13 protein-coding genes are annotated in these 14,235 nt (G+C 31.3%); 6 read left to right on the forward strand and 7 right to left on the reverse strand.

Annotation, left to right across the window (positions count from 1 at the left end; genetic code table 11):
* Positions 1 to 217: 217 nt before the first annotated feature.
* Positions 218 to 3,310 (reverse strand): leucine--tRNA ligase, encoded by a 3,093-nt coding sequence (locus tag KO500_RS03920; protein ID WP_215955193.1) that lies wholly within the window; start codon positions 3,308 to 3,310, stop codon positions 218 to 220.
* Between the two features lie 187 nt (positions 3,311 to 3,497).
* On the opposite strand from KO500_RS03920, the gene KO500_RS03925 reads away from it, so the two are divergent.
* The 5 genes from KO500_RS03925 (at position 3,498) to KO500_RS03945 (ending at position 6,977) form a co-directional block, all read left to right on the forward strand.
* Positions 3,498 to 4,376, forward strand: coding sequence for a cell division protein FtsX (locus KO500_RS03925; protein ID WP_215955194.1), 879 nt, complete (start codon positions 3,498 to 3,500; stop codon positions 4,374 to 4,376).
* 9 nt (positions 4,377 to 4,385) lie between these two features.
* Positions 4,386 to 4,643, forward strand: coding sequence for a DUF3098 domain-containing protein (locus KO500_RS03930; protein ID WP_215955195.1), 258 nt, complete (start codon positions 4,386 to 4,388; stop codon positions 4,641 to 4,643).
* Complete coding sequence (locus tag KO500_RS03935; protein ID WP_215955196.1) at positions 4,644 to 5,438, forward strand: undecaprenyl-diphosphate phosphatase; 795 nt, start codon at positions 4,644 to 4,646, stop codon at positions 5,436 to 5,438.
* A gap of 19 nt (positions 5,439 to 5,457) precedes the next feature.
* Positions 5,458 to 6,165 carry a tRNA pseudouridine(55) synthase TruB gene (truB, locus tag KO500_RS03940; RefSeq protein ID WP_215955197.1) on the forward strand — a complete coding sequence of 236 codons (708 nt, stop codon included), beginning with the start codon at positions 5,458 to 5,460 and terminating at the stop codon, positions 6,163 to 6,165.
* Positions 6,166 to 6,236: 71 nt separating this feature from the next.
* Positions 6,237 to 6,977: a hypothetical protein gene (locus tag KO500_RS03945; protein WP_215955198.1), complete on the forward strand. Its 741-nt coding sequence runs from the start codon at positions 6,237 to 6,239 to the stop codon at positions 6,975 to 6,977.
* Here KO500_RS03945 and KO500_RS03950 read toward each other — a convergent pair.
* The 6 genes from KO500_RS03950 to KO500_RS03975 form a co-directional block, all read right to left on the reverse strand.
* Positions 6,954 to 7,583 (reverse strand): thioredoxin family protein, encoded by a 630-nt coding sequence (locus tag KO500_RS03950; RefSeq protein ID WP_215955199.1) that lies wholly within the window; start codon positions 7,581 to 7,583, stop codon positions 6,954 to 6,956. The genes KO500_RS03945 and KO500_RS03950 overlap by 24 nt on opposite strands.
* Before the next feature lie 93 nt (positions 7,584 to 7,676).
* On the reverse strand, positions 7,677 to 8,606 hold the full coding sequence (locus KO500_RS03955) for a YitT family protein (protein ID WP_215955200.1): 930 nt from the start codon (positions 8,604 to 8,606) through the stop codon (positions 7,677 to 7,679).
* A gap of 29 nt (positions 8,607 to 8,635) precedes the next feature.
* Entirely contained in the window at positions 8,636 to 10,042 is a 1,407-nt protein-coding gene (locus KO500_RS03960) for a TolC family protein (RefSeq protein WP_215955201.1), read from the reverse strand.
* Positions 10,039 to 11,388, reverse strand: coding sequence for an HlyD family secretion protein (locus KO500_RS03965; protein ID WP_215955202.1), 1,350 nt, complete (start codon positions 11,386 to 11,388; stop codon positions 10,039 to 10,041). Before KO500_RS03965 ends, KO500_RS03960 begins: the two co-directional genes overlap by 4 nt.
* Before the next feature lie 6 nt (positions 11,389 to 11,394).
* On the reverse strand, positions 11,395 to 13,062 hold the full coding sequence (locus tag KO500_RS03970) for a peptidase domain-containing ABC transporter (protein ID WP_215955203.1): 1,668 nt from the start codon (positions 13,060 to 13,062) through the stop codon (positions 11,395 to 11,397).
* Positions 13,062 to 13,733, reverse strand: coding sequence for a TetR/AcrR family transcriptional regulator (locus KO500_RS03975; RefSeq protein WP_215955204.1), 672 nt, complete (start codon positions 13,731 to 13,733; stop codon positions 13,062 to 13,064). The genes KO500_RS03970 and KO500_RS03975 overlap by 1 nt, the downstream gene beginning before the upstream one ends.
* A gap of 137 nt (positions 13,734 to 13,870) precedes the next feature.
* Here KO500_RS03975 and KO500_RS03980 point away from each other — a divergent pair, with 137 nt between their 5' ends.
* Positions 13,871 to 14,224, forward strand: a complete 354-nt coding sequence (locus KO500_RS03980) for a hypothetical protein (protein WP_215955205.1) — start codon at positions 13,871 to 13,873, stop codon at positions 14,222 to 14,224.
* The last annotated feature ends 11 nt before the right edge of the window (positions 14,225 to 14,235 follow it).

A 14,235-nucleotide genomic window follows, 5' to 3' on the forward strand; every position in this document is an offset into this window, starting at 1 on the left:
TTAAAAAAAAAACAAAATGACGTGAAATGTTTAAGAAACAAACATTTAACAATTGCAACCTAACGCTTTAATGAAAATCTTAATGAGATGAATTTTTTTTAACAAAAAATAAAAATTTTAAGACTTTTTAACATAAATATCGCAATTGATCTTAAAGTCACAATTATTTACGCCCTAACTGTTAAAATTACAACGCAAATAATTGAATATCAAAATATTAACCAACTATATTTATTATTTTACCAGGAACAATAATTACCTTCTTAGGAGTTCTACCTGCTAATTGTTTTTGAGTTTTTTCGTGCTCCATTACCGTTTTTTCAATTTCTTCTTTAGATAAATCAAGCGGTAATTCTAATTTGAAGCGCATTTTTCCGTTGAAAGAAACTGGATATTCTTTGCTACTTTCTACCAAGTGCGATGACTCAAATTTCGGAAAAGGTGCCGTAGAAATAGATTCAGAATGCCCTAATTTGTTCCATAACTCTTCTGCAATGTGTGGCGCATAAGGTGAAACTAGAATAATTAACGCCTCTAAAACTTCTCTGCTCGTACATTTTTGAGAGGACAATTCATTTACCGCAATCATAAAAGTTGAAACCGATGTATTGAATGAGAAATTCTCAATATCTTCTTCTACCTTTTTAATGGTTTTATGTAATGTTTTTAAACTGTCTTTTGATGCTTCAGTATCAGTAACTTTTACGCCGTTGTCATCAACATACAAACGCCATAACTTTTTAAGAAAACCATGTGCACCTGTAATACCTGCAGTATTCCAAGGTTTAGATTGTTCTAACGGTCCTAAAAACATCTCGTACAAACGCAAACTATCAGCACCATACTCTACACAAATACTATCCGGACTTACAACATTGTACCAACGTTTAGACATTTTCTCAACCTCTCTACCTGTTGTAAATTCTCCAACATTTTTAATAATTACACCAATGTCATCTATAAAATTCCCGTGCTGAAAATCATTCCAATCTCGCAACTTTCCAAAATCAATAATTTTATCTGAAGCATCCACATTATTTACATCAATACGAATACAATCATAACTGATGTCTAGTATATGCGAGCCATCATTAATTAAATCAATTATATTTTTTTCTACTTTAAAAATACTCATCAATTTTATAGCTAATTCTATGTTTTCTGCAGTAATAACTGAATTAGAAGAAGTAACAGTTTTACTCGAAATTGAATCTAATAATTTATAAGATGCAAATATATTTGACTTAACAGAAATATACTTAAACGCCTCTTTTGGAATAATTGCTTCTCCTTTTTCCCTTAGAATAATTTTTGATTTTTCAACTACTTTTAGATTAATTCTATAAACTAAAGCACTAGTCCCGGTAATCATCCCTTGGTTGATCAGTTTTTTAGCAAACTCATTTTTAGGCACTACACCTTTATCAAACAAGAATTTTTGCCAAAAACGTGCATATAGTAAGTGACCCGTAGCATGTTCACTACCACCAATGTATAAATCTACATCTTGCCAATAATTGATAGCTTCTTTTGAGAATATTTCATTCTCATTATTTGGATCCATATAACGGTTAAAGTAAAAACTACTCCCAGCCCAACCTGGCATGGTATTTAATTCTAATGGAAAAACAGTCGTGTTATTTATTTCGCTGTTATCAACAACCTCATTCGTTTCTGTATTCCAAGCCCAAATGGTAGCATTACCTAAAGGTGGCTCACCTGTTTCTGTTGGTAAGTATTTTTCAACTTCTGGCAATGCAATTGGTAAATGTTCTGCATCAATCATTTGAGGCATTCCATCAACATAATATACCGGGAAAGGTTCTCCCCAATAACGCTGACGACTAAAAACAGCATCACGCAAACGGTAGTTAATTTTACCTTTACCATGACCTATTTTTTCTAATTCGTAAATGGCTAATTTCATTGCTTTCTTATACGGCAAGCCATTTAAGAAATCAGAATTAGTAATTACTGTTTTACCCTTATCAGCAAAAGCTTCTTCAGAAATATCAACACCTTCAAAAATATTAGGTATTGTAATATTAAAGTGTTTCGCAAAATCATAATCACGCTGATCACCACATGGCACTGCCATAACAGCTCCTGTACCGTAACCTGCTAGTACATAATCACCAATCCAAATAGGAATTGGCTCTTTTGTAAAAGGGTGTTCTGCATATGCACCAGTAAAAACACCAGAAATGGTTTTTACGTCGGCCATACGCTCACGCTCACTACGTTTTGCAGTAGCTTCAATATAAGCTTCAACCGCTTCTTTTTGTTCTGGAGTTGTAATTTTAGACACTAAATCGTGTTCTGGAGCTAAAGTCATAAAACTAACCCCAAAAATAGTATCAGGTCTTGTAGTGAAAACTTCAATTTTATCATCGTGATCTTTAACATTAAAAATTGCCGATGCGCCTTGACTTCTACCAATCCAATTGGTTTGTGAATCTTTTAAAGGTTGTGGCCAATCCACCGTAGTTAAATCATCTAACAAACGTTGCGCATATGCAGAAATTCGCATGCTCCACTGTGTCATTTTTTTACGAATAACCGGATGCCCACCACGTTCTGAAACGCCATTAACAATCTCATCATTCGCTAAAACTGTACCTAATGCAGGGCACCAGTTTACCTCAGTATCTGCTAAATAAGTAAGTCTATATTGTAATAGTATTTCTTGCTTTTTTTTAGTATCAAAACCTTTCCATTGTTCCGCTGTAAAAGCCTCTATATCTTCATCAGAAACAGCATTAACCGTTGTATTTCCTTCTTTTTCAAAAAGAGCAATTAAAGTTGAAATATCCTCTGCTTTATTACTATCATTATTATACCATGAGTTAAACAACTGAATAAAAATCCACTGTGTCCATTTGTAATAATCAGGATTAGAAGTGCGTACTTCACGAGACCAATCAAAAGAGAAACCCATCACATCTAATTGCTTTCTGTACCCTTTAATTTCATTACCTTCTTTATCAAAACCTCCATCTATATTAACCCTAGTTGTATCAGCTGGATGTTGCCCAGTTTGAATTGCATATTGTTCAGCAGGCAAACCAAAAGAATCGTACCCCATTGGGTGTAATACATTAAAACCTTTGTGTCTTTTATAACGCGCATAAATATCACTAGCAATATACCCTAACGGATGCCCAACATGCAAGCCTGCACCTGATGGATAAGGAAACATATCTAATACATAAAACTTTTCTTTATCAGAATTGTTTGCTGCTTTAAACGTTTGGTTTTCTGCCCAATATTTTTGCCATTTGGCTTCAATTTCGTTGAAATCGTAGTTCATTATATAAAGTTTATTTAAACCTTGCTGGTTTTAATGCGAAGCAAAAATAAGTTTATTATAGGAAAGGCGAAAAGATAGCCAAAAGAACTTTTTAGTACAAAATTTATAATAATAGTACAGTAAAGTGTTAAGATAGATTTTATATTAAATTTACTTTAGTATTTTTACGTATTGTTTAAGTGAATTTATGAGTAAATCTTTTGAGCGTTTTCAAAAAAGAAAATTAATATCAAGCTACTTCTCAGTAGTTTTAAGTATCGGGCTTGTACTTTTCCTGTTAGGAATATTGGGCTTATTAGTCTTAAACACCAAGAAAATGGCCGACCACTTTAAAGAGCAAATTACCATATCTGTTTTCTTAAAAGATACTGCCAAACAAGTAGAAGTTGATCAACTTCAAAAAAGCTTAGCAATGGCCGAATACGCTAAAGAAGCTGTTTATGTTTCTAAAGAAGAAGCGGCTATACAACACAGTGAAGATATTGGTGAAAACTTTCAAGATTTTTTAGGGTATAACCCGTTGAAAAATTCACTTGATGTACACTTAAATGCCGATTTTGTTACTCCAGAAAAACTACAGGAAATTGCCGATGAGATTTCAAGCAAAAATTATGTGGCTGAAGTTAGTTATGACAAACCTTTAATTGGGCTTTTAAATGATAATGTAAAACGTATTAGTTTTTGGATTTTAGTTGCCAGTGGTATTTTCACTTTTATAGCAGTATTACTTATTAATAGTTCTATTCGATTATCAATTTATTCAAAACGATTTATTATTAAAACCATGCAAATGGTGGGTGCTACAAAAATATTTATACGCAAGCCTTTTATATGGACCAATTTAAAACTAGGTATGCTAGGTGCTTTGGTAGCAATGGCCGCGTTAGCAGGTACACTATATTACATTAATGATAATTTTCCTGAACTAGGTTTACTTAACGACCCCGTGATAATTGCTATACTTTTTAGTAGTGTTTTTATTTTAGGGCTATTAATTTCATTAATAAGCACTTATTTTGCTACACAACGTTTTTTAAATCTTAGGACAGACGAATTATATTATTAAATTTGCAGCATGGCTAAAAACAACAATAACTCCAATTCTGAAAAAGAATTTATTTTTCAAAAGAAAAATTACATGTTCATGTTTATAGGATTGGCATTTATTACAATAGGTTTTATACTTATGAGTGGTGGCGGTAGCGATGACCCCAATGTATTTAACCCTGAAATTTATAGTTTCAGACGTATTAGATTAGCTCCAACCTTAGTACTAATAGGTTTAGGAATAGAAGTTTACGCTATTTTACTAAACCCAAAAAAGAAAAAATAATTGGAAACTTTAGATGCTATTATCCTAGGTATAATTCAAGGTTTAACTGAATTCTTACCTGTCTCTTCTAGTGGTCATTTGGAATTAGGGAAAGCTATTTTAGGTGATAATTCTGTACCAGAAGAAAGCCTATTATTTACCGTAGTACTCCACTTTGCAACCGCATTGAGTACTATTGTAGTTTTCAGAAAAGATATCTTAGAAATATTAGGCGGTCTGTTTAAATTTAAATGGAACGAAGAAACACAGTTTTCATTAAAGATCATTATATCAATGTTACCAGCCGTATTGATTGGTTTATTTTTTGAAGAGCAGCTAGAAAGCTTTTTTGGTGGTAACGTTCGCTTTGTAGGTTTTATGCTAGTTATAACTGCAGTGCTTTTATATTTTGCTGATAAAGCTAAAGACACCGAGAAAAAAGTAAGTTTTAAAAATGCCTTTATAGTAGGTATATCACAAGCTATTGCCATGCTTCCCGGTATTTCACGAAGCGGCGCTACAATTTCAACATCAGTACTTTTAGGTGTTGACAAAACTAAAGCGGCTCGTTTTTCATTTTTAATGGTAGTACCGTTAATATTTGGTAAAATTGGGAAAGATTTAGTTGGTGGTGAATTAACTTTTAACAGCGATCATAATGTTGCAATGGGCGCAGGTTTTATTGCTGCCTTTCTTGCTGGTTTAGCGGCCTGTACTTGGATGATACAATTAGTAAAGAAAAGTAAGCTTTCTTATTTTTCTATCTATTGTTTAATAGTTGGTATTATTGCTATTGCGCACGGATATTTAGCTTAAATCTTAGAAAGTATACCTATTGAAAACGAAAGAATATTTTTTAGACGGACAAATTTTACTTATTGATAAACCATTAAAATGGTCTTCTTTTCAAGCAGTAAACTCTATAAAATGGAGTATACGAAAAAGGTTTGAACTTAAAAAAATAAAAGTTGGTCATGCAGGTACACTAGACCCTTTAGCTACTGGTTTACTTATTATTTGCACAGGTAAATTCACTAAAAAAATAAGTGAACTGCAAGGGCAAGCAAAAGAATACACCGGTACTATTACTTTAGGTGCAACTACACCATCTTACGATTTAGAAACTGAAATTGACCGAACATACCCAACGGATCATATAACAGAACAATTAATAAAAGATACTACTACTCAATTTATAGGTGAAATTGAACAAGTACCGCCTATTTTTTCTGCATTAAAAAAAGACGGTAAACGCTTATATGAATATGCACGCGAAGGCCAAGAAGTAGAAATTAAAAAACGTCAGATTACCATATCTGAATTTGAAATTACAAGTATTGATGGTAATAATGTAAATTTTAGAGTAGTCTGTAGCAAAGGAACTTACATACGCTCTTTGGCTTATGACTTTGGAAAAGCTTTAAATTCTGGCGGACATTTAACAGTTTTAAGAAGAACCAAAATAGGTGATTTCGACGTAAATAATGCTATAACCACAGAAGATTTTAATAAGTTATTAGCACTACCAGAAGCTGATTCTTAGAAAAAAAAGCTTTAACGTTGCCATTCAACGATTTTTTAAAATAATATTCTAAAAAAGTGGTTATTAGAAATATGAATTTAAACAGAAGTCAACTTTCTTTACTTATAACCTTTTTTTCCATGTCTATCGTGGTGTTGGTGCTGTACAACATACATTTAGGTAGCGAAAAAGAAAAAGAAGAATACACTGTTGAGTTAGCTATGATGGAAGAAATTCCAGAAGAGCTGATTGAAGAAGAAGTTGAACAAGAGCAATCTAAATCTGAATCAGTAAAAAGTCATCAAGCATATAACGAAACTGCAAAAGCAAGTTATGGAAATCCTGAGCCTTTAAAAACACTTGAAGAGTTAATGGAAGAATCTGAACTTAGCTCTGATACTGATGAACAATCAGAATTGTTAACTTCTGATGCAAGCTCAGGCAATTATGCCGCTAGCTTGAAAGAGCTCAGAGAAAAACGTCGTAAAAAAAAGGAACTATTAGGCGAACGTGAAGCTCAAAAAGATGTACCTACAAATAATTTAGCAAAACGTAGAACCTCAATTTCTTATTCATTAGTAGAAAGAAGCCATAGAAAATTACCTGTTCCAATTTATACATGCATTGAAGGTGGTAAAATTGTGATTAATATTGAAGTAGATAATAACGGTACTGTTATTGAAGCTGATTACAACAAAAAAAGTTCAACCACTGAAAATGGCTGTTTGATAGATAATGCAATTGCTTATGCTAAAAAAGCACGTTTTAACAGCACAAGCAAAGCTTCTCAAAAAGGCACTATTACTTATCTATTTCAAGAAAAAGCTCGTTAAAATATCATTTAAAGTATTTTGCCCTTTATCTTTTGTGTACCACATTTGAAGATCTTTTTTAAATTCAGGAGTTAAAGTACCGTGCGTATTTTTATAATCTTCAACCATTTTTGTGGCCTCGCTAGGTCTTGGTCCCCAATCACCTAAAACTTCATTAGTTTCACTATCAAGCATTACCAACTTTGGTATAGACATGCCACCATTGGTTAAAAACAGATTCATAAGCTCAGTATTCTCATCTCTCAAAACTACTTTAAAATCTATATTATCATTTAAATTGGCCATTTTATTCATTACTGGCATGGTTTGCGCAGCATCACCACACCAACTTTCTGTAAGTACTAACCAAGTTACTTTATTATTAAAAGCTTCAATTTTAGCAATTGCCTCATCACTAAACTTTGTAGTTTTATCTAAACGTTTCATACGTTTATCATTAAGCATCGTGTAATTAGTTAGCGCTTCCGTTTGTACAATACCAGTTGCTTTTTTCTCTTCAACTAATTTAGCCACCATAGTTCTATATTCTTCATATGAAATAGCTTTTGGCAAACTATCTTCTATTATTGTAGTGGTATCTTTTACGATGTTATTATTTTCCAGCATGTTTGATTTGTTTTATTTGGGATATAAAATTAAATACTGTAATCAGCTAAAAAACTGATTTACATCAGGTTTGTAGAAAAAAGTTAAAAAAACTTACAAATGTCTTTTCTTAATCATACCACCTCGAGTATCATTTATGCTGTGCATTACAATAAAAGCATTGGCATCAATCTTAGAAACCTCGATATTTAATCTTCTAATTTCCAGCCTTGTAACAACAGTATAAATAACATCATAATCTTTTTGAATTCCTAATTTACCATAACCACCTTTTGCATTGTACACTGTTACTCCACGACCTAGCTTTTCAGTAATCATGATTCTTACGTCTTCGCTTTTTGCAGAAATAATAGTAACCCCATTATACTCTTCAATACCATCAACTACAAAATCTAATGTTTTAGAAGCAGATAAATACGTTAGCATAGAGTACAAGGCAGTTTCAACGGATAAAAAATAAGCTGCGGTTAAAAAGATAACAATATTGATTAAAATAATAATATCACCAATTTTTGTACTCAGCTTTCTACTCAAATAGATAGCTAACACCTCTGTACCATCTAAAACCGCACCACCTCTAATTGACAAACCAATACCTGCACCTAAAAAAAAACCTCCAAAAACAGCTACTAAAAGTTTATCTTGAGTTACCTCAGGAAAATGCACAGTTGCCAACACAACTGCCAAACCCAAAATTGCAATACTTGCTTTAATAGCAAATGATTTACCTATTACCTTATACCCCAGAAATACAAATGGTATATTCACCAAAAGTATTAGTAATGATAAAGGCAATTTAAAAACTCCTGTTGCTAAAAGCGAAATACCTGTTGCTCCACCATCGATAAAATTATTAGGTAACAGAAAACTTTCTAAACCAAAGGCCGCAGAAAATATACCTATAAATATTAATAAAAAGTCTTTAATAAATGTTTTAAAACGCAAACGAAGAACTCGAGAACGGTTTAAATAAGACCTTGCTTGTAAAAGCTCTTTTAATCCTTTGTTTTTTGTATTAGGCATAGTAGGACTAATTTTATACTATAAAACTACTATAGATTTTCAAGACTCAACGCTAAACTATTAAACAATTTAGCTTTTACGGTAAAAAATTTATTTTGTATTTGATTTTGCTTTAATTCCGCATCAATAAGTTTACTTTCTCTTGAATTTATTAAAAAAACAGAACTTTCACCAAAGCTAAATTTGCGCTCTTCAGCCGCTAATAATGCTCTATAATTTGTAACAATATCAAAAATATATTCATTTTGAACCTCAAAAGAATCTAACTCAGTGTATAAAGAGACAATTTTATTTCTTATTTGAAGCTGGACATTATCCTTATCATATTTTGCATCTTGCAACTTGTATTTTGCCAGCTTTAAATCACCACGTTCTTTTCTTAAAAACAGTGGTAATTGAAAATTAATTCCGCCTTTATAATATTCAGTTTCAAAAGAATTTATTTCACCTGGTGTCTCCGTTAAAAAATTATATTCTACATCTATTTTAGGCAACAACTTATTTGCTTTCAGATTTTTATCAACCGTTAAGCTTTTTATTTTATACTCATAAGACTTTAATTTTGGGTGATTTTCAATCGTAAAACTATCTAATGGCTTTCCTAAAATTTCTAAAGTAACATCAATATCTTCTACCAAATTTTGATCAGGTATTATCGTTTCTTGCAATTCAATAGGTACATCATTTAACCACAAAAAACTCGAAAGTTCAAGTTTACTTTTTATTAAATTTAATTTTGCCTGCTCTAAACTTAAAGCTCTATTTTGTATGGTAATTTTAGCTTCAACTGTGTCAATCGTTGCTATTTGCCCAAGTTCAGCACTCCTTTTTATCCCACTAAAACGTACTTGTGCATTTTTATAAAAATTTTCAAAAATTAAACTTTCATTGTAAGCTTGTAACCAGTTAAAATAAGCAATTGAAGCATCGTACAAAACTTGATTTACTGTAATTTCTCTATCTGCTTTTGATTGCTCTTTGTAAAATTTAGCCTTTTTTAAAGTCGCCATTCTATCATTAATCCATAAACCTTGCCCAATAGACATTTTTAAACCTGCACTATACAAACCATCTTCTGGCACTGTATATTCAGGATTTAGATACGTACCATCATTTTGAGAAAAAGAACCTTTTACATCTATTCCGTACCAAGTAGGAATTTTAAAAGTAGCATTTAATTTATCATAATATGTTGTGCCCTTAAATTCCTTTTTACTAAAATCAACTTCTATTTTAGGATCAAAACCACCACGAGATTTCATTAATTTAGCTTGCCCAGATTGCATTAGTAAATCTGCTTGCTTTGCAATTGGATGAAATTTTTTAACGTAACCCAAATACTCTTCAAATTCTAAAATTGAAGCATCTAATTTTTGAGCATTTAAAAAACTACAACTAAGAAATAATGATATGTAAAAAGTATATTTTTTTATCATTTTTTTGCATTTTCATTACTGGTTTCAGGCGTATAATAGTTTGGTGGAAAACCATTTAATTGTCTCCATAATTCATACCAAATTGGAACATCTTCTAACAAAGCAATAGCACTAACACCTGAACCCACACGAATTTGTTCTGGCCAAGGTTCATCATTGGGGTCTTGCTCTAAAAGAATACGATACTTCCCATTAGCGCTTATAAAAGTTTCTATAGCAATTACAACACCACCATACGTACCAAAAGATGCATTTGGCCAACCACTAAACACAATTGACGGCCACCCGTCAAACTGCACACGTACTTTTTCGCCTTTATGCACTAAAGGAAGATCCATTGGGGCAATGTATAATTCAACAGCTTTTTCGTAATAATCTGGCATAATACTCACCAGCTGTTCACCTTCTTTAAAAGTTTCACCAAGGCCTGCTTTTATTGCTCTATTCACATAACCACTTTGTTGCGATTTTATGTAATATAAATCATTACGCATTTCGTAATTAGTAAACTGATTTTCCAATTTACTTACTTGAGCTTCAGAATCAAACTGATTAGACTGTGCTGTAAATTTATCACTTTGCGCTTTTGAGATTTTATCTGCATAAGTAGCTTGTACTCTACTAACTTCAATTTCAGCATTTATAATCTCATTTTTACTAGCCAATAATTTATTTTGCTGAGAAATTAACTTAGCCTGAGTTTCTTGATATTTAAGCTTTTTCTGCTCAACATCAGTCAACGACTTTAAACCTTCTTCTTGTAGTTTTACTGTACGACCATATTGTTTTTCAGCTATATCAATATTTGTCTGAGCAGCTTCTAAATCAATACTATCACTCTGTACTTTAAGTTTTGATTGCATTAGTTTATTTTTTGCTTGTTGCAATTTTAAACTACGCTCATTTGTTAAAGCATTAATTTGATTATTCAATGCCTTTACCTTGCCTGTGTATGATTCAACAGACATTTCTTTGGCTTTAATTTGACTACCTGTACGCTCAACTAATTGAGGATCAAAATATTCATTTTTAATTTCTGAAATAAATAGAATAGTATCGCCTTTATTTACAAAATCACCTTCTTGTACATACCACTTTTCAATTCTACCAGGTATTGGCGACTGTATAGTTTGAGGCCTTTGGTCTGGTTTTAAAGTTGTTAAAGCTCCTGTACCTCTTATATTTTGAGTCCAAGGTAAAAACAAAACAATAATACCAAATATTGCCGAAGCCATTAAAAACCTATTAAAATGCGGATAATCCCTCTCATTAAAAGCTCGGTCTAATGCTTTATATTTACCAAGGTTATGATCTTGATTAAATTTGTTTTTTGAAATATTAAGCATAACAAATTATTTTTCGTTAATTATTCTACCATTACCCAGTACTATTGTTCTATCAACAGCATTCAACCATCGTGCATCATGACTAACCACAATTAAAGCCCAAGGGTTATCTTTATTAGTCAAGAAATCAATTATTCTTATAACATCTTGCTCATCTAATTGATCTAATGGTTCTTTTAATATTAAAAGTTTTGGCTTATTTACAATAGCCCTAGCTAATACAATTTTCTTTGTAATATTATAGGGTATTTGTTGTCCCTCAGGGAATAAAAAGGCATTTACACCTTTTGATTGTTCTTTTACAAAACTAGACAGGCCTACTTTTTCAATTGCCCAATACAAATCTTCTTGAGAGACAGTATCACAACCAAAAGTTATATTATCTAAAATAGTTCCTTCAAATGTACTTTCTTCAGTTAATGATTGCCCAATGAAAGACCTATAATGATTAGGTACTATATTTTGTAACGAAACATCATTGACATACACATTACCTTCAGTAGGTTCTAAAAGTCCGGAGATCAAACGTAACAATGTTGTTTTTCCTGAACCATTACCACCCCTAACTAAAGTTGTTGTTTTAGGTAAGATTTTTAATGATAAATTTTTTATCATTGTTTTATCAGATCCGTACAATTTGTATGAAATATTATCTAATTCTATCGTAATATCAGTCTCATCAGTTAACGGCAATTCACCTTCTTGTGACTCTAAATTTTTATCAACTACTTGTCCTAATTTTTCAATTGAAGTTAGTAAATCATAAATAGTCTCTAAACCACGAATTAATTTTTCAACCGAAGTAATTACTAATAATATGATTATTTCTGCCGCTACAAATTGTCCAATATTCATTTCTTGGTTTAACACCAACAAACCGCCAATTAATAATAAACCAGCAGTAACTAGTACTTTAAAACCAATCATTTGTATGAATTGAATGACCAAAATTCTAAAATGACTTTCTCTAGCTTTTAAGTAATCATCAACCAAAGCATCATTCTTTTTTAAAGCAAGATTGGTTTTTCCTGAAAGCTTAAAGCTAATAAGTGAGCGTGCAATTTCTTGAATCCAGTGCGCTACTTTGTATTTGTATTTAGATTCTTGCAAACTAGTTTCCAAACCTCTTTTAGCTGTAAACTTAAAAACTATATAAATTAATATAAGTAATAGTAATCCATATAAAATGAAAAATGGATGATAAAAAGAAAGCAAAATCAACCCAAAAAGAATCTGTAGTAAAGCGGCTGGAAAATCTAACAATACTTTAGATACTGATTTTTGAATATTAATGGTATCAAAAAAACGATTAGCAAGTTCTGGCGGATAATAATCTCGTAATTCCGTCATTTTTATTTTTGGGAAACGATATGATAACTCAAATGAAGCTCTAGTAAAAATTTTCTGCTGTACGTTTTCAATAATTCGTATTTGCATTAATTGTAAAACACCAGCAAAAGCGACACCACCGGTTACTAATATCACCAAAATAATCCATGAGGTACTTATTTCTGCACCTTGTATTAAATTTATAATCGCTTGTATACCTAAAGGCAATGATAGGTTTACAATACCTGCAAATATTGCATAATAAAATGTCTGAAAAATATCTTTTTTATCAAGCTTTAATAAGCCGACTAATCTTTGCCAGGGAGTTAATATTGGGTTTGCCATTATTTTAATGTTTTAAGTACTAGTTGTGTAAAATATTGAGTTGGTGATTGCGGTTCATGACAATCTGTAAGGGTTGGAAAATGTTCTTTTAAAAAAAATTGATGTAAAGAACCTTCTAAAACGGTACTTGCCAAACTAGACGGAAAAGCATACTCAGGATTATAATCAGATATCATCATACTCAATCTTGATATTAACCTCTTATAAATAACAAAATATCCGTTCTTATTTTCAATATCAACTTCTTTAGTTAAGTATGATTTCGAGTATTCATTAATTACAATCTTATGTAGAATAACCTCATTAATATGTGAGAACGTAGAATCCTCTTCGATACTCATTGTTATATTTTCAATGGCAATGGTTAATCTTTTTTTACTCTTTGTTATATTATTTGTTGAAAAGACCAATTTATATTCTACCCAACTCCAATACCAAGATGTTAGATACAACAACAACTTGTGCTTATTTTCAAAATAACGATACACAGAACTCTCGTTTGAACCGATGACAACACCTAATTTTTTAAAAGTAAATTTCTCTATTCCAATTTCATGTATAAGTAAAATACTTTGCTCAATAATTTTTTTCCCTAAATCTGTTGATTCAGGATCCTTCACGTAAATCTTCTCGTTAATTATAATTTTAAAGCTTTGTAAGAACTCATCCATCTATTTACTATCTAAAAATATTTTACAAATGTAATAGTAATACTATTATAATTCGATAGTTTAACATTTTTTAAAGATAGTAATGCATTATTATTAATATTTTAGGTCTAATAATTTGAACTTAAAAATTTTAACCCATGAAAAAAACGGTATTCTTATTAGGTATTCTAACATCTCTAAACTTCGTTAATGCTCAAAGCACAACAAACGAACCAGCTATTGAGGTTGGCAATCAATTAATTATTAGCAAACCTATTAACAGTAAACACATTAATTTTCCTAAAAAAAATATTATTGTAAAAAGAGGAGTTATAGCCAATTTTCAACAATTAAGAGGTGTAAAAGTAGAAGTTACGGCTGTAGAAAAAGTAAAAGAAAACACGCTTATTACTTTAAAACGTGAAGACAAAAAACCTTTTTTTAGATTCTACAAAAGCGTTACAGCAAATGGAGAAAAAGCTATTGAAGCTGGTGAACTTACCATGCCTTAACAAATTAACAC

Source organism: Cellulophaga baltica (genome assembly GCF_018861125.1).
Taxonomy (GTDB): domain Bacteria; phylum Bacteroidota; class Bacteroidia; order Flavobacteriales; family Flavobacteriaceae; genus Cellulophaga; species Cellulophaga baltica_A.

Coding starts and splice junctions, on each gene's coding strand:
- KO500_RS03965 (WP_215955202.1), bottom strand. CDS start 11,388: ATGCTTAATATTTCAAAAAACAAATTTAATCAAGATCATAACCTTGGT.
- KO500_RS03920 (WP_215955193.1), bottom strand. CDS start 3,310: ATGAACTACGATTTCAACGAAATTGAAGCCAAATGGCAAAAATATTGG.
- KO500_RS03950 (WP_215955199.1), bottom strand. CDS start 7,583: ATGCTGGAAAATAATAACATCGTAAAAGATACCACTACAATAATAGAA.
- KO500_RS03955 (WP_215955200.1), bottom strand. CDS start 8,606: ATGCCTAATACAAAAAACAAAGGATTAAAAGAGCTTTTACAAGCAAGG.
- KO500_RS03945 (WP_215955198.1), top strand. CDS start 6,237: ATGAATTTAAACAGAAGTCAACTTTCTTTACTTATAACCTTTTTTTCC.
- KO500_RS03980 (WP_215955205.1), top strand. CDS start 13,871: ATGAAAAAAACGGTATTCTTATTAGGTATTCTAACATCTCTAAACTTC.
- KO500_RS03960 (WP_215955201.1), bottom strand. CDS start 10,042: ATGATAAAAAAATATACTTTTTACATATCATTATTTCTTAGTTGTAGT.
- KO500_RS03930 (WP_215955195.1), top strand. CDS start 4,386: ATGGCTAAAAACAACAATAACTCCAATTCTGAAAAAGAATTTATTTTT.
- KO500_RS03975 (WP_215955204.1), bottom strand. CDS start 13,733: ATGGATGAGTTCTTACAAAGCTTTAAAATTATAATTAACGAGAAGATT.
- KO500_RS03925 (WP_215955194.1), top strand. CDS start 3,498: ATGAGTAAATCTTTTGAGCGTTTTCAAAAAAGAAAATTAATATCAAGC.
- KO500_RS03970 (WP_215955203.1), bottom strand. CDS start 13,062: ATGGCAAACCCAATATTAACTCCCTGGCAAAGATTAGTCGGCTTATTA.